The sequence below is a fragment of the Mycobacterium sp. BK086 genome, from assembly GCA_004362315.1.
Lineage (GTDB): Bacteria > Actinomycetota > Actinomycetes > Mycobacteriales > Mycobacteriaceae > Mycobacterium.
In genome coordinates this window covers 638,908-657,551 of record SNWL01000005.1, presented here as the reverse complement: position 1 = coordinate 657,551, position 18,644 = coordinate 638,908, and the positions used below count along the sequence as shown (strand labels likewise).

General features: G+C 66.6%; 25 protein-coding genes. 11 read left to right on the top strand and 14 right to left on the bottom strand.

The genetic code is table 11. The features are described from left to right. Position 1: 1 nt before the first annotated feature. From EV580_RS19665 to EV580_RS19640, 6 genes are all read left to right on the top strand, one after another. Positions 2–856 (top strand): cyclopropane mycolic acid synthase family methyltransferase, encoded by an 855-nt coding sequence (locus EV580_RS19665; RefSeq protein ID WP_133692865.1) that lies wholly within the window; start codon positions 2–4, stop codon positions 854–856. A 211-nt stretch (positions 857–1,067) separates the two neighbouring features. Beyond that, entirely contained in the window at positions 1,068–1,583 is a 516-nt protein-coding gene (locus EV580_RS19660; protein WP_133692864.1) for a hypothetical protein, read from the top strand. Between the two features lie 4 nt (positions 1,584–1,587). Further along, entirely contained in the window at positions 1,588–2,136 is a 549-nt protein-coding gene (locus tag EV580_RS19655; RefSeq protein WP_133692863.1) for a lipoprotein LppJ family protein, read from the top strand. A gap of 70 nt (positions 2,137–2,206) precedes the next feature. After that, positions 2,207–2,551: a ferredoxin gene (gene fdxA, locus EV580_RS19650; protein ID WP_133692862.1), complete on the top strand. Its 345-nt coding sequence runs from the start codon at positions 2,207–2,209 to the stop codon at positions 2,549–2,551. A 245-nt stretch (positions 2,552–2,796) separates the two neighbouring features. Further along, positions 2,797–3,984: a DUF7159 family protein gene (locus EV580_RS19645; protein WP_183518453.1), complete on the top strand. Its 1,188-nt coding sequence runs from the start codon at positions 2,797–2,799 to the stop codon at positions 3,982–3,984. Positions 3,985–4,130: 146 nt separating this feature from the next. Beyond that, complete coding sequence (locus tag EV580_RS19640) at positions 4,131–4,886, top strand: L,D-transpeptidase (RefSeq protein ID WP_133692861.1); 756 nt, start codon at positions 4,131–4,133, stop codon at positions 4,884–4,886. Here the strand turns inward: EV580_RS19640 and EV580_RS19635 are convergent. The 5 genes from EV580_RS19635 to EV580_RS19615 form a co-directional block, all read right to left on the bottom strand. Next, positions 4,876–5,562: a sterol desaturase family protein gene (locus EV580_RS19635; RefSeq protein WP_133692860.1), complete on the bottom strand. Its 687-nt coding sequence runs from the start codon at positions 5,560–5,562 to the stop codon at positions 4,876–4,878. The genes EV580_RS19640 and EV580_RS19635 overlap by 11 nt on opposite strands. Next, positions 5,559–6,281, bottom strand: a complete 723-nt coding sequence (locus EV580_RS19630; protein ID WP_133692859.1) for a FadR/GntR family transcriptional regulator — start codon at positions 6,279–6,281, stop codon at positions 5,559–5,561. The genes EV580_RS19635 and EV580_RS19630 overlap by 4 nt, the downstream gene beginning before the upstream one ends. Before the next feature lie 51 nt (positions 6,282–6,332). Beyond that, complete coding sequence (locus EV580_RS19625; protein WP_133692858.1) at positions 6,333–6,878, bottom strand: YceI family protein; 546 nt, start codon at positions 6,876–6,878, stop codon at positions 6,333–6,335. Between the two features lie 32 nt (positions 6,879–6,910). Then, positions 6,911–8,158, bottom strand: a complete 1,248-nt coding sequence (locus EV580_RS19620) for a cytochrome P450 (RefSeq protein ID WP_133692857.1) — start codon at positions 8,156–8,158, stop codon at positions 6,911–6,913. A gap of 107 nt (positions 8,159–8,265) precedes the next feature. After that, positions 8,266–9,072 carry a helix-turn-helix domain-containing protein gene (locus EV580_RS19615; RefSeq protein ID WP_133692856.1) on the bottom strand — a complete coding sequence of 269 codons (807 nt, stop codon included), beginning with the start codon at positions 9,070–9,072 and terminating at the stop codon, positions 8,266–8,268. 50 nt (positions 9,073–9,122) lie between these two features. On the opposite strand from EV580_RS19615, the gene EV580_RS19610 reads away from it, so the two are divergent. Further along, positions 9,123–9,410, top strand: coding sequence for a hypothetical protein (locus EV580_RS19610; protein ID WP_133692855.1), 288 nt, complete (start codon positions 9,123–9,125; stop codon positions 9,408–9,410). On the opposite strand, the gene EV580_RS19605 is transcribed toward EV580_RS19610, so the two are convergent. Both EV580_RS19605 and EV580_RS19600 read right to left on the bottom strand, forming a co-directional pair. Beyond that, positions 9,407–9,595, bottom strand: coding sequence for a ferredoxin (locus tag EV580_RS19605; RefSeq protein ID WP_133692854.1), 189 nt, complete (start codon positions 9,593–9,595; stop codon positions 9,407–9,409). The two genes, EV580_RS19610 and EV580_RS19605, sit on opposite strands and share 4 nt — an antisense overlap. After that, entirely contained in the window at positions 9,592–10,842 is a 1,251-nt protein-coding gene (locus EV580_RS19600; RefSeq protein WP_133693148.1) for a cytochrome P450, read from the bottom strand. Before EV580_RS19600 ends, EV580_RS19605 begins: the two co-directional genes overlap by 4 nt. Before the next feature lie 138 nt (positions 10,843–10,980). On the opposite strand from EV580_RS19600, the gene EV580_RS19595 reads away from it, so the two are divergent. Next, positions 10,981–11,565, top strand: coding sequence for a TetR/AcrR family transcriptional regulator (locus EV580_RS19595; RefSeq protein ID WP_133692853.1), 585 nt, complete (start codon positions 10,981–10,983; stop codon positions 11,563–11,565). Between the two features lie 54 nt (positions 11,566–11,619). Continuing rightward, positions 11,620–12,339, top strand: a complete 720-nt coding sequence (locus EV580_RS19590) for an SDR family NAD(P)-dependent oxidoreductase (RefSeq protein ID WP_133692852.1) — start codon at positions 11,620–11,622, stop codon at positions 12,337–12,339. Here EV580_RS19590 and EV580_RS33790 read toward each other — a convergent pair. The 3 genes from EV580_RS33790 to EV580_RS19575 all read right to left on the bottom strand — a co-directional run bounded on the left by EV580_RS33790 (position 12,336) and on the right by EV580_RS19575 (position 14,212). After that, a complete protein-coding gene (locus tag EV580_RS33790; protein ID WP_166654775.1) occupies positions 12,336–13,007 on the bottom strand; it encodes a hypothetical protein in 672 nt (223 codons plus the stop codon). The genes EV580_RS19590 and EV580_RS33790 overlap by 4 nt on opposite strands. A 64-nt stretch (positions 13,008–13,071) precedes the next feature. Next, positions 13,072–13,890, bottom strand: coding sequence for an ANTAR domain-containing protein (locus EV580_RS19580; RefSeq protein WP_133692851.1), 819 nt, complete (start codon positions 13,888–13,890; stop codon positions 13,072–13,074). 10 nt (positions 13,891–13,900) lie between these two features. Next, the gene (locus EV580_RS19575; RefSeq protein ID WP_133692850.1) at positions 13,901–14,212 is read right to left on the bottom strand and encodes an STAS domain-containing protein; all 312 of its coding nucleotides are present in this window, start codon (positions 14,210–14,212) and stop codon (positions 13,901–13,903) included. A gap of 348 nt (positions 14,213–14,560) precedes the next feature. Between EV580_RS19575 and EV580_RS19570 the strand changes: the two genes are divergently transcribed. Continuing rightward, positions 14,561–15,004, top strand: coding sequence for a hypothetical protein (locus tag EV580_RS19570; RefSeq protein WP_133692849.1), 444 nt, complete (start codon positions 14,561–14,563; stop codon positions 15,002–15,004). Positions 15,005–15,055: 51 nt separating this feature from the next. Here EV580_RS19570 and EV580_RS19565 read toward each other — a convergent pair whose 3' ends face one another. Further along, complete coding sequence (locus EV580_RS19565) at positions 15,056–16,183, bottom strand: nitronate monooxygenase (protein ID WP_133692848.1); 1,128 nt, start codon at positions 16,181–16,183, stop codon at positions 15,056–15,058. A 109-nt stretch (positions 16,184–16,292) separates the two neighbouring features. Beyond that, positions 16,293–16,763 (bottom strand): hypothetical protein, encoded by a 471-nt coding sequence (locus EV580_RS19560; protein ID WP_133692847.1) that lies wholly within the window; start codon positions 16,761–16,763, stop codon positions 16,293–16,295. Between the two features lie 70 nt (positions 16,764–16,833). Here EV580_RS19560 and EV580_RS19555 point away from each other — a divergent pair, with 70 nt between their 5' ends. Next, complete coding sequence (locus EV580_RS19555; RefSeq protein ID WP_166654774.1) at positions 16,834–17,118, top strand: hypothetical protein; 285 nt, start codon at positions 16,834–16,836, stop codon at positions 17,116–17,118. Here EV580_RS19555 and EV580_RS19550 read toward each other — a convergent pair. Further along, positions 17,115–17,456 carry an aminopeptidase gene (locus EV580_RS19550; protein ID WP_133692846.1) on the bottom strand — a complete coding sequence of 114 codons (342 nt, stop codon included), beginning with the start codon at positions 17,454–17,456 and terminating at the stop codon, positions 17,115–17,117. The two genes, EV580_RS19555 and EV580_RS19550, sit on opposite strands and share 4 nt — an antisense overlap. Positions 17,457–17,532: 76 nt before the next feature. Then, positions 17,533–18,606 (bottom strand): NAD(P)H-dependent amine dehydrogenase family protein, encoded by a 1,074-nt coding sequence (locus EV580_RS19545; protein ID WP_133692845.1) that lies wholly within the window; start codon positions 18,604–18,606, stop codon positions 17,533–17,535. Positions 18,607–18,644: the final 38 nt, after the last annotated feature.

Here is an 18,644-nt window from a genome sequence, read left to right as displayed (position 1 = left end):
CATGGAGCCACGTTTTGACGACGTGCAGCACCATTACGACCTGTCTGACGACTTCTATCGGCTCTTCCTGGACAAGTCGCAGACATACAGCTGCGCCTACTTCGAGCCCGACGACCTGACGCTGGAAGAAGCACAGCTCGCCAAGATCGATCTGTCGCTGGGCAAGTTGGGTCTGCAGCCGGGGATGACCCTGCTCGACATCGGGTGCGGCTGGGGGGCGACCCTGATGCGCGCCCTGGAGCGCTACGACGTCAACGTCGTCGGGCTGACGCTGAGTAAGAACCAGGCACTGCACGTCCAGCAGCTGTTCGATCAGTCCGACAGCCCGCGGTCGCGGCGGGTCCTGCTCGAAGGCTGGGAGCAGTTCGACGAACCGGTCGACCGGATCGTCTCGATCGGTGCGTTCGAGCACTTCGGCTCCGACCGCTATGACGCGTTCTTCAAAATGGCCTACGACGCGCTGCCCGCCGACGGGGTGATGTTGCTGCACACCATCGTTCTGCCGAGCGACGAAGAATTCGCGGCCCGCGAGATGCCAATCACCATGAAGCATTTGAAGTTCTTCAAATTCATCATGGACGAGATCTTCCCCGGTGGCCGTCTGCCCAAGGTCACCGATGTCGAGAACCGCGCAACCACCGCCGGATTCACCGTCAACCGCGTGCACCCGCTGCGGCTGCATTACGCCCGCACTCTTGACTTCTGGTCGGCAGCGCTGGAGGCCAACGAAGAAGAGGCCGTGGCTCTGCAGTCGCGCGAGGTCTATGACCGCTACATGCGGTACCTGACCGGGTGCGCCGAGCTGTTCCGCGACGGCTATACCGACATCTGCCAGTTCACCCTGGCCAAGGGCTGACGGCTCACCGCCAGCCCTTCGCCTCACCTCGTGTGGTGAACGGGCACACCTCGACGCATCCCCCGGTGTGCGCCACATTCTCGATGTCGTCCTCGACGTTATGGGCTTTGCCCTGGTCGCGTCCCGAGTCGAAGGCCCACACCTCATAGGGCCATTGGTCCTCAGCCGGGTGTTAGCATGCGCGCGTCGTCGGTGTCGGTGAGGAGATGCAATGGTCCGCGCGGTGGCAGTCGGTGGTGCGGCCCTGGTCATGACCCTGTCCGGCCTGAGCACGAGCACCGTCGTCGCGGCCGATCCCGGCGCGACCGTCTACATGTTCGGCAGCTGCTACGACCCGAGCCAGCCCCTGCAGGAGAAGCCGCAACGAGTGGTCTACGGGTGCGACTCCACCAGCATCATGGAGGACATGACCTGGAGCGCCTGGGGAGCCGACGGCGCCCGGGGGACCGGTACCGACAATGCCGTTGCCTGCCAACCGAACTGCGCGCAGGGACCGCATCTGTACAACCCGATCGTGGTGCACGCGTGGAATCCCGTGCCCGCCAAGGGCTGCCCGGACAACGCGGCGTTCTTCACCGATTTCACGGTCGCCTACCCGGCGGGCGTTCCGCCATGGGTGGTCCCGGGCACCAGTTGGGCGCCGGGCGTGCAGTACACCTATGTCGACGGCATGCCCGCCGTGCACTTCTCCGACCAACAGCCCTACAGCTGCACCCCGCTGTCCTGATGTGATGCCCCTTCGCTCCAAACCCGCGGTGCTACTGATCGCCGCCGCACTGCTCACCAGTCTGGTGCTCGGTGTGAGTTTTGTTGCCCTGCACCAATTTCGGGATCTGCGCGGCGCGGCGGTCGATCCGGTCGCCCGGCCGCTGACCGACGAACAGGCCAAACTCCAGGTCCTTCAGCCGGCCCAGGAGATCGCCGGCGCCGGACACCTGAAGGGCGTCAGCGCCAGTTATCTACTGATGTCGTGCGCGAGCGCCGACGAACCGCCGTACCAGGGCGCGATCTACCTCAACTTCGACGTCCCCGGCGTCATGGACACCCCACGCTATTTCGCGTCGATCGCGGCGGCGCTGACGGCCAAGGGCTGGACCGAGGCGATGCCGCCGGCTCGTCACCCGGGCGGCCGGACTTTCACTCGCGACGGGGTGACGGTCATCTTCTTCCGCAATGACGACCAGACGAACCGCGCCACCATGCAGATCTACGGCGAATGCCGGAACACCACCGACCATCGTCGCGACCCGACCGGATGGGTTGGCGTCCCCGTCAAGTGAGGTCTTTGGTCCCCTACACAGGGGTCTTCCACCGATGTCTGCTACGGCCGGTTACACATAGGCTGGCGCCATGACCTACGTGATCAGCAGTGCGTGTGTCGATATCAAGCACAAGGCCTGCATGAAGGAATGCCCGGTCGACTGCATCTATGAGGGCGATCGGACCATGTACATCAATCCCACCGAGTGTGTGGAATGTGGTGCCTGCCGAATCCTGTGCGAGGTCGACGCCATCTATTTCGAAAGCGACCTTCCCGAGGAAGAAAAGAAGTTCCTCGCCGACAATGCCGCTTTCTTCAACGAGGTCCTGCCGGGCCGCGATGCCCCGATCGGCAATCCGGGCGGGGCCTATGAGCTCGGCCCGGTCGGTGTGGACACCCCGATGGTGGCCGCGCTTCCACCTCACCAGGATTGAATTCGGGCACTCCTGCGTCATAAGCCCAGGTTCTCGTCGTTATCGAATCGTCTCCGAAGCGGGACCACTCAGCGCTCATTCGCCGGTATACGCGACTGCGGGTAGGCTCCACGGAGATCGAAGACGACCACGCTGTCCCGGTTCGCTTCTGGCGCTTCCCGCGCGACGTACCGCACCAGGTGTTTGGTGCTTGCGCGCGTGCTGTGTGAAGCCGGCGAAGACAGGACCGGAGAGGAGTGCTTCAGTTGGACACGGTCCTGGGACTGTCGATGACCCCGACCACCGTCGGACTCGTCCTTGTCCAAGGTGACGGAGTCGACGGCGCCACGAAGGGGCACGACGCGTTCGAGGTGCGCCGCGGCGGATTCAGCCCGGTCACGACGTCGGAGTTCGTGGCCGAGGCACTGTCGCGCACCCAAGCCATCGCGGGCGGCCAGCGTCTGCAGTCCATCGGGGTGACCTGGAGTGACGACGCCTCCGTCGAGGCTTCGCTGCTGCTGGACTCGCTGGCCGATTCGGGATTCGAGAACGTGATCCCGATCCGCCTGCCTGAAGCCACCGAGGCCTTCGCCCGCGGCATCGGACAAGTCATCGGATCCGACGTCACCGCGGTGTGCGTCGTCGAGCCCGAAGCGATCGTCGCGTTGATCGTCGACGCCGACGAGGGTGCGGTGCAGACCGCCATCAGCTACGACCTGGAGACCGACCAGGACCTGATCAGCTGGCTGTCGGACATCCTGAGCGCCAGCGAGTGGCAGCCCGACGGGCTGGTGCTGCTGGGTTCCGGGGACGATTTCGACTCGATCGCGCGCCGCCTCGAGGAGATCCAGGGCATCCCGGTGTTCGCGCCGGCCGAGGCCGAGCTGGCGCTCGCCCGCGGTGCGGCGCTGGCCTCGGTGAACAGCATCGCGGCATTCGACGATCCGCTGTTCGCCTTCCCGGCTGCGCCGGCTGCGACGCGCCGCGAATCGACGGCCCTGCGCGGCGCGACGGCACTGCTCGCCGGTGGCGTGGTGGCGTTCGTGGTGTCGGCATCGGTGGCGGTGGGCCTGGAACTGCTGCCCGACCACGGGCCACGTCCCGAGCATCGCGACGTGGTGAACACCGCCGAGACGCCCGCGCTGCGGCCTGAGAGCGCTCCCGAGGCACCCGCGGCGGGCACGCCGGCCCTCGCGGCCCCCGAGCAGGCCCCGTCCGCGCCTGCCCCGCTGCCGGAGGCCGAGCCCACGTTCGACACGGCACCGGTCGTCGCGATGACGATGAACATGCCCCCACCGCCCGAGGCTCCGCCCGCCGATGTGCCGCTCGACGCCGCTCCGGTGCCGCCGGTCGAGGCCGCACCGCCGCCGGTGCCGTCGGTGATCACGCCGCCGCCCGTTCAGCCCAAGCAGACGCTGAGAGAACGCCTCCGGCAGCGCCTCCAAGGCGGCTAGCCGAGTTTCGCTGATATCTGACTCTGCGTTGGACTCGGCAGTCGTTGAAGCGCAGTTGCGGCATGTCCCGGCATGTTTGGCCAGCGCATACGCACCCACCATTTAGACTGGGCCTTTGCTGATCGCCCACGCGAGGACGGAAGCCCATGGCCAGAGCAGTTCGACGAGCGTTTGCCGCCGCAGGAATCGCGGTGCTGGCGATGGCGACTACGGCGCCCACGAGCGTGGCCGCGGTCGCGCCCTCGTTCGACGGGGGGACCGTCGCCTCCGTCGCACCCACCAACGGTCAGGTTGTGGGTGTGGCCCTGCCGATCACGGTGACGTTCACCAAGCCGGTGATCGACCGCTGGGCGGCTCAGCAGTCGATCAGCGTCACGTCACCGGCCAACGTGGCGGGCCGCTACGACTGGCTCGACGACAAGACGGTCCAGTTCGTGCCCGCCCAGTACTGGCCGGCGCATTCCGAGATCACCATGATGGCCGGTGGCCTTCCCCGGACCTTCGGCACCGGCTCCATCGTGCTGGGCGTGGCCGATATCTCGGCGCACACGTTCACCGTCAGCATCGACGGCCAGGTGGCGCGCCAGATGCCGGCATCCATGGGCAAGCCCAGGCACCCGACCCCGGTGGGCAGTTTCACCGCACTGGAGAAGCAGTCGACGGTGGTGATGGACTCCCGCACCATCGGCATCCCACTCAGTGATCCGGAGGGCTACAAGCTCACCGTGAACGACGCCGTCCGGGTCACCTGGGGCGGGGTGTACGTGCACTCCGCACCCTGGTCGGTCGGATCGCAGGGCTATGCCAACGTCAGCCACGGCTGCATCAACCTGAGCCCCGACAACGCCGCCTGGTACTTCGATCAGGTCCACATCGGCGACCCGATCGTCATCAACGCTTAACGGCTCCAACGGTTTTCACGTCGCCCGCATGCAGGTTCTTCGCCGTCGGCGAGGCCGGCACGGTGGCGGGGTCGGGATAGGTCCGCAACACCCGATCGGCGGTACCCGGCGTTGTCACGCCGAACCAGTAGTGCTCGTTCTTGAAGTGATGCAACCGATGGTCGCGCCAGATCGCCCGGTAGACAGCGGTTTTCGGCTTGTAATCGGTGTGCACCAGGTAGTGGCACCACTCGTAGATCAGGCCGAAGGCCAGCATCACCACCAGGAACGTGAGGCCCATCCCGGTCCTGGGGAAGGCCAGTAGCGCGATGGCGACCGCGGCACCCACCGCACCGATCGCCGACTGCAACGGGATGAACACCAGGTCCACATCACGCGGGGCGATGTGGTGCTCGCGGTGCTTGCGAGCCAGCAGCGTGTCCACAGTGATCCGGCCGATCCGGCGCGGCCGCCAATGCAGCACGAACACGTGAATCGTCCACTCCAGGAACGGAAATCCCGCGGCGATCGCGAACGGCACCGCCACATCCGTGAGCTGCCAGTCGCCGACGATGATCCGGGCGGTCACGGCCGCGGTCAACGCCACCGCGAAGAGCCACGGGGTGGGGTGGCGCCAGAACTCGCGGCCGGCGTCGGCCAGCGTCAGTCCACGGCGAGTGTTGGTCGACGTGCTCATCGCTGACCCTCCAATGCGTTCAATGCCGCGACCAGTGCGGTGGTCGCGGGTTCCAGCAGTTCACGGGCCGCGATGGCAGCGGCGGCCGGCTTGCCCGCCGCGATCGCACCCGCCACGGCGCGGTAGGCCTGCGTCTGCCCGACCTCCGCGGCCATCAAGGTGGCCAGCGCAGGCAGCGCCGGCTCGTAGGCGGCTCGTAATGTGTTGAACATCAACCGGAATGCAATGGAATCGGCTCCGTCGACAACGTGATCCCAGAAGGTCAGCGCGTGCAGCTGTTGCTCGAGCGGATCCTGCGCCGCCTCCAGTGCGGCGATCGATTCCTCGAGCAGATCGGCCAGCCCGGCGGGATGGCGCTGGGCGGCCAGTTCGGCCACCTTGGGCCCGTTGTGCAGGCGGGCTTCCAGGATGCTGCGGGCCACCGAGACGTCGAGTTCGCCGTTGCGCAGCAGCAATTGGGGGAGCAGGTCGAGTCCGGCGTGCCGACGGAAGTCGCGGACCGTGGTGGCATCACCCTGGCGGACTTCGACGAGACCGGCCGCCGCGACCCGCTTGAGCGCTTCGCGGACCGCCGGGCGGGACACCCCGAGCACCTCGGCCAGCCGTCGTTCGGAGGGAAGCGGCTCACCGGGCTGCATTTCACCGCTGAGCACGTCGGCGAGGATCTGCTCGAAGACGTCTTCGGGGACGGAACGCCGGTTCACCGGCTGCAGTGCCATGTCCCCAGCATGCCGACCCAGAGGCCAGAGGTCAAGTGGTCAGACCAGTACCTACTTGGGGTGGCGCGCCGTGAACTTGAGATTCACCTCGTCGGCGACCTTCAATGACCCGACGAACAGCGAATACGGCTTCACCCCGAACTGCGTCTGGACCACCGGCACCTCGGCCGACATGACCCACACCCCGCCGGAGTCCTCGACCGCCAGGTCGACGATCTGTGGCCGCGAGGTGCCGTGAATCTCGACGGTGCCGGTCAACCGGTAACCGGTGGCGGTCTTGTCGATGTCCTCGGCGCTGAACGTGATCTGTGGGTACTTCTTGACGTCGAGCGCCTTGAGCGCATTCGAGCGGACCACGCCCTTCTCCGGACCGGTCAGCGGGGTGACACCACCTTCACCCTTGACGACCTGCAGCGAATCGACGTCGACCACGAGTTCGGCCGAAACGGGCTGCTTGCCGCGCCACTGGACGTCGGCGCGCCAGGACGCCATCGCGATCGTCAGCCGGTGCCCCATCTTGGCGGCCGGGCCGCCGACGCCGGTCAGTATCTGCAGTTCGCCTTCGGCGGCGGTCAGTTTCCAGGCTGTCTCCGTCACGCCTCGACTGTATCGGGCTGTGCCAGGGCCACTTACGTGGCGGCGCCGGCCCCGGTGTAGTCGACCTGCCAGTGCTTGATGCCGTTGAGCCAACCCGACCGCAGCCGCTCCGGCTTGGAAAGCGGGGTCAGATCCGGCATGTGGTCGGCGATCGCGTTGAACATCAGATCGATCGTCATCCTGGCCAGGTTGGCGCCGAGGCAGTAGTGCGCGCCGGTCCCACCGAAGCCGACATGCGGGTTGGGGTCGCGAAGGATGTTGAAGGAGAACGGATCCTCGAACACCTCTTCGTCGAAGTTCGCCGAGCGGTAGGACATCACCACCCGCTGGCCCTTCTTGATCGTGACCCCGCTCAGTTCGGTGTCGACCAGGGCGGTCCGCTGGAATGACGTGACCGGGGTGGCCCATCGGACGATCTCGTCGACCGCGGTTACCGGGCGCTGCGCCTTGTACAGCTCCCACTGGTCGGGGAACTCGGCAAAAGCCGTCATACCGTGGGTGATCGAGTTGCGGGTGGTCTCATTACCGGCCACCGCGAGCAGGATCACGAAGAAGCCGAACTCGTCGTCGGAGAGCTTGTGCCCGTCGACATCGGCCTGCACCAGCTTGGTCACCAGATCGTCGCCCGGATTGGCCGTCCGGTCGGCGGCCATCGCCATGCCGTACATGATCAACTCGCCGGCGGCGCCCTGCGGATCGTTGCGGGCGAACTCGGGATCCGCTTCGCCCACCATCTGATTGGACCAGTCGAACAGCTTCTTGCGCTCGTCCTGTGGCACACCCATCAGGTCGGCGATGGCCTGCAGCGGCAGCTCGCAGGACACCTGCTCGACGAAGTCGCCGGAACCTTCCGCCGCGGCGGCCTTGGCGATCGCCTGGGCGCGCTCCCGCAGATTCTCCCGCAACGTTTCGACTGCCCGCGGTGTGAACGCACGGGACACGATCTGCCGCAGATGGGTATGCCGCGGCGCATCCATGTTCAGCAGGATGAACTGGCCGGTGTCCTTGTGCGACACCGCCGCATTGTCGGGGTAGCGCGGTAGTGCGGTGTTCTCCAGGCTGGAGAAGACGTCGCTGCGCCGGGAGATCTCCTTCACGTCCTTGTGCTTGCTGACGACCCAGTAGCCCTCGTCGTCGAAGCCGCCGACATCTCGCGGTTGCTCGTTCCACCAGATCGGCTCGGTCCGGCGCAGCTCGGCGAGCTCCTCGACGGGCAGCCGCTCGTTGTTGAGATCGGGATCAGTGAAGTCGAAACCAGGGGGCAGGTTAGGACTTGGCATAAAAAGCACACCTCCACACGACGTCATCTAGTACCCGGTGATACATGCCTACACCACGTACGGAGCCCTCGGTGGCGCCTTGAGGAAACTCGCAACTGAAACGTGTTCTACACCGGCGTGGACGACGCCCGTAGCGCCTCTGCGGTGGCGTCGTCGGCGGGCAGAAACGCCTCGATGCTGAGCTCCGCGGCGGTCAGGTCGAGCGCCGTCCCGAACGTCGTCACCATCGAGATGAACGTCAACAACACCCCGTCGAGCCGGTAGAGCTCCAGTGGCACCGCGACCCCGCCGAGGTCGGTCGAGCAGTCCTCGCCGCCCGGATAGGACTCGATCTCGGCCAGCAGCTCGGCCGACCCGCCCACACCGGCCTCCCTACGCAGCCGGCTCAGCAGGTGATGCCGCCACTGCGCGAGGTTGCGGATCCGTGGCGCCAGGCCGTCGGGGTGCAGCGCGATGCGCAGTGCGTTCGGCTTGTCGAGCAGATGTGCCGCCACCCCGTCGAGCAGGATTGCGGTACCCGGATTGACTTGCAGCACATCCCAATTGCGACTGACCGCCAGGCACGGAAACGGATCGTACGCCCCGAGCACCCGCTCGATTCCGGCCCGCACCGCTGCCATCCCCGGATCGTCGACGCCGCGTTCGGCGTACGCGGGCGCCAGGCCCGCGGCCAGCAGAAGATGATTCTGCTCGCGGGGCGGCACCTCGAGGGCGTCGGCCAACCGCAGCACCATCGCGCGGCTCGGCGCCGACCGCCCGCTCTCGACGAAGCTCACGTGCCGGGCCGACACATCGGCTTCCAGTGCGAGATCGAGCTGGCTGAGCCGGCGTCGGCGCCGCCAGTCGCGCAGTAGCTCACCGAATGCCGTGTCACCCACTCCGCCAGCATCTCTCACGGCAGGCCGCCGTGCCATTACCTCTCAGGTAATTGCTTCGATTACCTGAGCGGGGGACCGTGGACACCATGACGACGAACGGCGATGCACCCCCGGTCCCGAGCTGGCTGCGCTTCGTGCTCAAGTCCGACCGCGCCGGCTCGGCGTGGTACGTCGGCATGGGCTTCTTCTTCGCGCCGATACTGCTTCTGGTGACACCCTGGCCCGCGGTGACCGCGGTCATCTGGGTGGCGATCGGGCTGGCCGGACTCTGGCTGGGGCTACTCGGAGTCGCGATGGCCACCGGGCTGGCGATGGTCATGCGCTCGAATACCGAGATACCAGAAGACTATTGGCGCTCGATCGTCAACTATTAGTCGAGGACGACCGCGTTCTCCGGGCAGGCCCCGGCGGCCTCACGGGCGCTGTCCTGCAGCCCCTCCGGTACCTCGTCGAGGATGGCCTCGGCGTATCCGTCGTCGGTCATGGCGAAGACCTCCGGGCAGATCGTGGTGCAGACACCGTGGCCGCGGCAGCGGCCGTCGTCAATGCTGGCTTTCATGCGAGATCGAACTCCAGGTGCAATTCGGTGAGCCCACGCAGGATGTAGGTGGGCACGTAGTTGTAGCGGCGCGCATCGGCGGGCCCGTGATGTGCCTCGCTGATCCTGATGTCCGTGGTGCGATCGAGCAGTCGTTCCAGCGCGACACGCGCCTCGGCGCGGGCCAGGGGAGCACCCGGGCAGGTGTGGACGCCACGACCAAAAGCGATGTGCTGCCGGGCATTCGACCGCTCCGGGTCGAAGGTGTTGGGATCGGTGAAACGACGGGGGTCCCGGTTGGCCGCGGCCTGGACCACCATCAGCGTGGACCCGGACGGCACGTCGACGCCGCCGAGGGTGACCGGCACTTTCGACAACCGGAAGTCGCCCTTCACCGGGCTCTCGAAACGCAGCGCCTCCTCGATGAAGTTGCCGACCTTGGAGCGATCCGCCCGCAGCATCGCCTGGATGTCGGGACGGTCGCCGAGGATCTGCAGCGCGGCACTGAGTAGCCGCACCGTGGTCTCCTGACCGGCCGAATACAGGTTCGCGGCAACCCGGGCCACGTCGCCGGGATCGGGCACCGAACCGTCCGGGAACGTCGCCGCGGCCATCTCCGTCAACACGTCGCCGCGCGGGTTGGCGCGACGGTCCACGATGTAGGCGCTGAACTTGTCGTAGAGATATTCGAGCGGGGACTTGGCCAGCGCCTCACCCTTGACGCTGCCGATGCCGCCGCCGTGGTGCGCGCCGCTGGCCATCTCCCTGACGAACTCGTCGCGATCGGCATCGGGCACACCGAGCAGATCGGCGATGATCATCAGCGTGAACGGCTGGGCGAAGCCCGAGATCAGCTCACCGGTCGAACCGACCAGGTAGTCGTCGAGGGCCCGGTCGACCATCGTCTCCATCGCGTCCTCGTTCTGCTTGAGGCGCTTGGGCGTGATCAGCCGCATCAACAGGGCCCGGTGATCGGTGTGCACGGGGGGATCCAGCGCCGGCAGCTGATCGTTGAACGGCAGCTCATCCCGGTGTGCGGCAATGAGTTCGGCGACATCGTCGCGTCCCTCGACCGGCACCGGGAAGCCGGGAAAGGGGCCCGTCACCGCGATGCACGACGAGAAGCGGTCAGCGTCGCCGGCGACCTCGGTGCACTCCTCCCAGCCGGTCACCATCCATACGCCCTTGTGCGGTTCCTTCGACACCGGGCAGCGGGCATGCAGGGCTTCCAGATAGGGATACGGATCGGCGACCACATCGCGATCCATGAAGAAGTTCACGCTGTCGACATCGGTCACTGAGAAATCCCTTCACCCGGAAGCTGCCATACGATCGGCTAGGAGAATGCTAGTCGATCGTATGGTAGATTACTAGCCGATCGTAAAGCTGGGCGAAGGGAGTTGGCCGTGAGCGCAGTCGCTGTGGTCAGCACAGGCCCTGCCCCCGACACCCGGCAGCGGCTCATCGACGCCGCCATCGCGCTGTTCATCCGGCACAGTTTCGCCGGCACCTCGCTACAGATGATCGCCGACGAGCTCGGCTTCACCAAAGCCGCTATCTACCACCACTTTCGGACCCGCGAGCAGCTCCTGACCGCGGTCCTGGAGCCGATCATCACCGAAGTCGCAGCGGTGGTCGACGACGCCGAGCGCCAACGTGGCGTGCATGCCCGCGCCGAACGGATGATCAACGGCTACGCCCGGCTGGCGGTCCAGAGCCCGATGCTGGTTTCGGTGCTGGCGTCCGACCCGAGCGTGCACACCGTGCTGAAGGCAAACCGCGAGTGGACGCACATCATCTCGCGGCAGATGGCCCTGCTCGCCGACGTCCATCCCGGCCCGGAAGGCTTCATCCGGGCGCAATTCGTCTTCGCCGGGATCGCCGGTTCGGCCGACCCCAAACGCGAGGCCGACGACGACTGGCTGCACGGCCAACTCGTCGACGCCGGCCGGCGTGCGCTGGGACTGCGCACGCCGCGGCGAACACACTAGCTTCGCAACACTTTTGAATTACCAGGCGGTGCGGCCGCCAGAAAGGGGACGCTTGTGTCCACCACGAAGACGGCATTGGTGACCGGCGGCGGTTCGGGGATCGGTGCGGCAATCGCCAACCGGTTGCGCGCCGACGGCTACAACGTGGCGATCGTCGACCTGAATCCGACGGACTCGGACTTCTCCTACGTCGCCGATGTCACCGACCGCGCGCAGATCGACGCCGCGCTCGCCGAAGTCCACGCCGCGCTGGGGCCGGTCACCATCCTGGTCAACGCCGCGGGCAAGGACAGCTTTCGCCGTTTCCTCGACCTCAGCTTCGAGGAGTGGCAGCGGACCGTCGACATCAACCTGCACGGCGTCTTCCATACCATCCAGGCCGTGCTGCCCGACATGATCGAGGCGGGCTGGGGTCGCATCGTCAACATCTCGTCCTCGAGCACTCACTCCGGCGTGCCGTACATGTCCGCCTATGTCGCAGCCAAGTCCGGTGTCAACGGGCTGACGAAAAGCCTTGCGCTGGAATACGGCCCGGCCGGCATCACGGTCAACGCCGTCCCGCCCGGCTTCATCGACACGCCCATGCTGCGCAAGGCCGAAGCCCGCGGAAACATGGGAGACATCCAGAAGACGATCGACGCCACTCCGGTGCGCCGCATGGGCCGGCCCGAGGACATCGCGGCTGCCTGCGCATTCTTCATCTCCGAAGAGGCCGGCTACATCACCGGTCAGATCCTCGGCGTCAACGGCGGCCGCAACACCTCGCCCGGTTAGCCGCCCGGCTTCGTCGTCGTCGGGGTCACCGACGATGTCACCGTGACGGTCGTGGTGCTCACCGTCGTCGTCGCGCTGCCCGATGTGGTCGCGCTCGACGAGGTGCTCGACTGCGAGAAGCTGGCTTCCTTGAACTCGATCCACGAATCCTTGTAGATGACGTCGTCGCCGGAGGACACCAGGATCTGGGTCGGCGAAACCGCATACGTGACACCGTCATTGGAGGCGACCAGCGTGCCGTCGGAGCTACGGGTGATCGGCAGGTGCAGGGGAGCGTTGTCCGACAACCGCACGCCGCGGTACTCGAGTCCGCCGTCGCGGTTCACGCATATCACCACCAGCGACTTGGTGGTGCGGCCGTACGCCATCAACGTCTGGTTCTCGTCGCAGCGCGCGAGGGTGTCCACGTAACCCTTCGCGTCGGCCTGATACGACACCGGCGCACCGGAGGTCGACGTCGTCGACGTCGATGTGGCACTCGTCGTGGCAGTGGTCGTCGCGGTCTCCGAGGTGGCCGACGCCGACGCGGACGTCGTCAACGTGGTCGGCGCGGCCTGCGCGACGGGCAGAGTGTCCGATACGCCGGACGTCACGCTCACCCCGACCACGAGCCCTACCGCCGAGACAGCGGCGCCGATCCCCAGCCAAGGCAAGAACTTCGATGACATGGCCTAAGCGAACCACCTCGCGCGACAATTACCGCGCTGGTGCGACGGCGTTTCGGCCAGTAATTCAGGCGGTCGGTTCGATGGGTGTCGAGTCGTGGGTCAGTACCGCCCACAGCAAGCCCGCGGCATGCCGGGCCTGGTCGGTCGGCACGATGGGCGATCCGGCCGCGGGCTGCTCGGCCGGCGATCCGCTGATGTGTTCCACCAGCGCCACCGCCAGGGATCGCAGCTTGACGTTCGATTCGTGGCTGGCCCGGCGCAAGGTCGCCCACGCGGCGTCGGCGTCGCAGGCCAGCCGGCCCATGATCGCGCCTTTTGCCTGCTCGATGGCGCCGCGGGACTGCAGCACCGCCAACATGTCGGCGATCGCGGTGCCGTCACCTTCGGCGCCCGCGGACACCATCGCCGCGGAGACCAGCTGCTCGTATCCGATCAGCGTGGTCACCGTGCCGGCCGTCGCCGGCCGGTCCAGCACGCACGACAGCACGACCGTGCCGTCGGCCTTCCACACCCCGGGCACCGCGACCGAGCCCCGCACTTCCCGCCACGCCGCGCTGTGTTCGGGGATCCGGGCTTCCATCGCCGGCTGGGTCAGGTCCGGCCAGCGTTCGTCGGACCACAGATCCAGGCTCAGCACCGGCATCTGATGGATGAACGCGTCGACGACCGGGCCGCCCAGCCCCGCCAGCTGGGCTTCCACCACCTCGCCGCCGTAGCCCCGGGCCGCGAGCAGCGTCATCTCATCTTCGTCGAGACGGCGGTCGTGCATGGTGATCGCCAGCCCGACCGCGTCCGGCAGGTCCAGGTGAACGCGTTCGAGGATCCGCTCGAACAACTCACCTTGCTGGGACAGGTCGCGCCGATGAAACTCGGGGACAGGCATGGTGTTCGGCTCACTCCTTGGTGACGACGGTGGCCACCCGGTCCAGGCCGGAGATCGCCAGCAAGGTCCGGATCGGGCCTTCGGAGGCGACGATCATCGTGAGTTCCGTGGTGGCCGCCAGGGCGAACAGGGCGCGCACCGCGGCGCTGTCGCAGTAGCTGACGTCGGCAAGGTCCACGGTCAGGGTGGCGGAGTCCGCCGCCGCCTTGCCCATCACGTCCTGGAATTCGCCGACGTTGGCCAAGTCGATCTCACCGGCGGCGACCACGTGCGGTGTGTCCAGATCGGGGACCACCGTGACCCGGAACTGGGCCTCTGCCATCAGCGCAACTCCTCGAGCTTCTCGACGGTGGTCAGCACAACTGTAGGCCCGACGCTGCGGGCCGTTGTCATGATCATCGTGTCGGAAGCACAAAAGGCAACACATGCCTTTGCCACAGAACGTCTCCCGTCGTCCTCTCCACCCCCGACGACGCAATCGCCGCAGCTTAGCAAGCTTCGGTGCGGGCGGAGAGGGCGGCAAAGGCAAAATCTGCGGAGCCGTCACAATATGCGGTAACCGGCACGCCTTTCGGGTTTCACCCAAAGCACACCTGCCCCAGCCGTTAGGCTTCTGCGCAGGGCCGGCGGGGGCACTAGGGCCCGCGGTAGAGAACTAGAGGGTGGATAGATGCTCCGCGAATTCGTCATCGCAGCAGCCGTCGCGGGCACCGCGCTGGCAGTGGCGCCGGTTGCCGCCGCCGATGAACCTCATGGGCCGTTCCCGGGCGATCCGCCGGGAATGAACTACGAGGCCTACCTGAGCGCACCGTGCTATCAGTGGGACCGGTTCGCGTTCGGCCGCGGACCCGGTGGCGAACCGTTGCAGTGCCGCTGGATTCCCGGCCAGTCTCCGATCGGCATGGACCGTCCGCCGGAGGGTGTCGGCTTCTGGGTGCTCTCGCCCAAGATCTACGGCGTACAGGCTGTCGGCTCGCCGTGCCCGGGCTCGCAGGCCGCGGCCCAGTCGCCCGATGGCCTGCCGATGCTGTGCCTGGGTGCGCAGGGCTGGCAGCCGGGATCGATGCATTCCGGTGACTGGGGCAACGGGAACGACTTCTATCCCGCCAGCTGAACATGACAGTGCCGCCAGGGTGATCACCCTGGCGGCACCATCACTGCTGTACTAGACCGACGCGTTGAGCTCTTCGAGCCGGCCGGTGGCCTCCAGGTACTCCTGCACCCAGCGCTGAATCACCGTCGAGGTCTTCTCGACCTTGGTGAACTGGCCGACGACCTGGCCGATCGGATTGAACGCGACGTCGACGCTCTCGTTCGGGTACTTGTGCGTGGCGGCGACGGCCATCCCGGAAACCATGTACTGCAACGGCATTCCGAGCGGCTTGGGGTTGCCCTCCTTCTCCCAGGCCTCGGTCCACTCGTTGCGCAGCATGCGCGCGGGCTTACCGGTGAACGAGCGGCTGCGCACGGTGTCGCGGCTCTCGGCCTTGGCGTACGCGGCGTGCTGGACCTCGGTGTGCTCAGACTCCTCGACCATGACCCACTGCGATCCGGTCCACGCGCCCTGGGCGCCCAGCGCCAGCGCCGCGGCGATCTGCTGGCCGCTGCCGATACCGCCGGCGGCCAGCACCGGCACCGGGGCGACGGCCTTGACGACCTGCGGCCACAGCACGATCGAGCCGATCTCGCCGCAGTGTCCGCCGGCCTCGCCACCCTGGGCGATGATGATGTCCACACCGGCTTCGGCGTGCTTCTTGGCCTGCGACGGCGACCCGCACAGCGCGGCGACCTTGCGACCCTCGGCATGGATGTGCTTGATCATCTCCGCAGGCGGGGTGCCCAGCGCGTTGGCGATCAGGGTGCACTTCGGGTGCTTGAGCGCGACCTCGACCTGCGGGGTGGCGGTCGCTTCGGTCCAGCCCAGCAGCCCCATGGCGTCGTCGTCGCTGTGCTCGACCGGCACGCCGTGATCGGCGAGGACCTTCTTGGCAAAGTCGATGTGCTCCTGGGGCACGAGGTCGTTCAGCGTCTTCTTCAGCACCTCGGGCGACAGGTCGGTGGAGTCCATGCCCTCGTACTTGTTGGGGATGACGATGTCGACGCCGTAGGTGTGGTCGCCGATGTTCTCGTCGATCCACTTCAGCTCGATCTCGAGCTGTTCGGGAGAGAAGCCGACCGCACCGAGGACGCCGAAGCCGCCGGCCTTGCTGACGGCGACGACGACGTCACGACAGTGGGTGAACGCGAAGATCGGGAACTCGATATCGAGCTCGTCGCAGAGGGCAGTGTGCATGGAACCGGCTCCTTCAAGCGGGGGCATAAGCAGACTGGAACGTGTTCTAGTTTAGTACGCCGCCGCTCGGCGATTTGCAGGTATCCACCATCAGCGGGTGGACGAATGGCTATCGGCCCAGCCAGACCAGCCAGAGCACCAGAAATGCCAGCATGCCCACCCCGCACACGATGTGGTCGCGGTAGATGCCCCGGGCCAGGCGGCTCTGCTCGGCGGTGGTGCCGATGCGCCGACCGAGTCGCACAGCGTTCGGGACGGTGCGGATCAGCGCGAGCGCAACCGGTCCACCGGCCAGCACCGCCGAGACGCCGAGAAGCCATGCCGGACTCGTGCCGGACACCGCCTCGGCGACCAACGCGCCCAGCAGGAGAGCCATCACGACCGCGATGAGCCCACTCATCGGCTGCGAAGTCGTGGTGGCCCGGCGGTAGTACCCCGCGATCGACGCCAGCACCGGCTCGGGAAGTTGCTCGCCGCCACGGCCGGCCGAGCCGATCTGACTGTCGAAGATCAGGTCCATCCACAGCACCGCGAGCAGAAACCCGCTGCATGCGGTCAGCAGAGAAGGAAACACACCCATCGCGGCTCCGCCCTTGAACTCGCGCTGAAAGGAGTAGCGTTTGATTGTCTGCTCTTAGCGGGGGTCCGCCATGGTTTTCTCGAGGCCGGCATTGATGGCCGTGATCGCACTGGCGCTGATGTTCGTGCCCATCGCACCCACAACACCACCGGCCGCGGCCACACCCGATTGCACCAACGGCGTCGTCCCACTCAACCCGTACGTGCCGAACTGCGGTCTACCACCGCGAAAAACTCAGGTGATCGGCGCGGCACCCGATGCCGGGGCACTCATCGCATGCCGCCACAACCCGATCTGCCTGTCGTACTACGTGAATTACCCGGGCACCCTGATCGTCCCGGGGTATCGCCCCTAAGCCTTCGAGCCGACACGTGCGCCGACGACGAACGAACCGCCGACCACCAGCAAGCCGACCACGGCCAACGGAATCGACCAGCCCCGCCGCGAGGAGACCGCCGACTGGCACTGCGCCACAAAGTCGGTGTGCGGCACGATCTCGTTGAGGATCGGCACATTCGCGACGATGCCCTTGTCGTTGGCTTGGCGTGCCGATGACAGGTCTTCGGAGACCGCGTTGCCGCAGCCGATGCTGCCGCCATTGCCGTCTGACGTGGAAACCGGGACCAACAACGCGATCACTCCGGCAACCAGGAGTACCGCGCCCACCAGAAGGATCAAGCGCCGAACGGACATGTCCGTGCCTCCTTACGCATCCGTCGAAATTGGTGCTGGGTAACTACCCGGGCGCCACATCGACCAAACGCACGGCTCAGGGCTTGGCGAACAGCTCCACTTCGGACACCAGCGGCAGGTTCAGTGTGGTGCGGATGCCAGGCGGGGCGGCGATCACGGCGGGGATGGCATTGACGATGCGGCCGGCGGCGCCGGCAATCGCGGCCTGGTTGTGGTCGCCGTAACTGCTGCTCGGGACGATGTCCACCGCGTACGAAGGCTCACCGGTGATTTCGATGCGGTACGAGCCGCCGCCAGCTGCGGGCTGTGGCAAATCCGGACGCAGATCGGGGCGCAACCGGGTGATGTGCTCGATGACGATCGCGGGGTGGCCGTTGACCATTCCGCGGATCTCGAACTGCAGGACGGCCAGGGTGCCCTTGGCGACATGACCGACCGCGATGTCGAAATCCTCTGGCGCGGGTTCGCGTTGGTACGACTCGGTGATCTCGTCGACCTCGATGCCCAGGCCGGCGGCCAGCTGCCGGATCGCCGTGCCCCAGGCGATGCTGAGCACTCCGGGCTGCAGCAGCATCGGGATCTCGTCCATGGAGCGGGCAAAACCCATGTAGTGCATGACTTCTGCGCCGTCGTAGGACGCGTAGTCGTGGATCTCCATGCATCGCACCTGCTCGATGCGCTGACAGGTGCTGGCCAGCGCGAGCGGGATCAGATCGTTGACGAAGCCCGGGTCGACACCGCTGACGAACAGGCTCGAATTACCTTGTCGGGCCGCGTCTTCCACTCTCTGGATGTACTTGTCGGGCATCACGCCCCAGGGGTACTGCAGCAACCCGGGCGATGAACCGACGACATTGATGCCGGCGGCCAGGATCTTGCGGACGTCCTCCATCGCCTCGGGCATGCGGGTGTCGCCCATCGCGCAGTAGACGGCACATTCGGGTTCGGTGGCCAGCACGGCGTCGAGGTCCTTGGTCGCCAGGATCCCGGTCTTCACGTCGAGGCCGGCCAACTCGCCCGCGTCCTTACCCACCTTCTCGTCGGCGGACACACACAGCCCGGCGAGCTCGAAGCTCGGGTTCTCGATGAGTTCGCACAGGGCTAACCGCCCGACGTTTCCGGTGCCGATGTGGGCAACGCGGATGGCCATACATTCTCCTGACGCTCGGGGCTGCGGTCGGTTCAGTA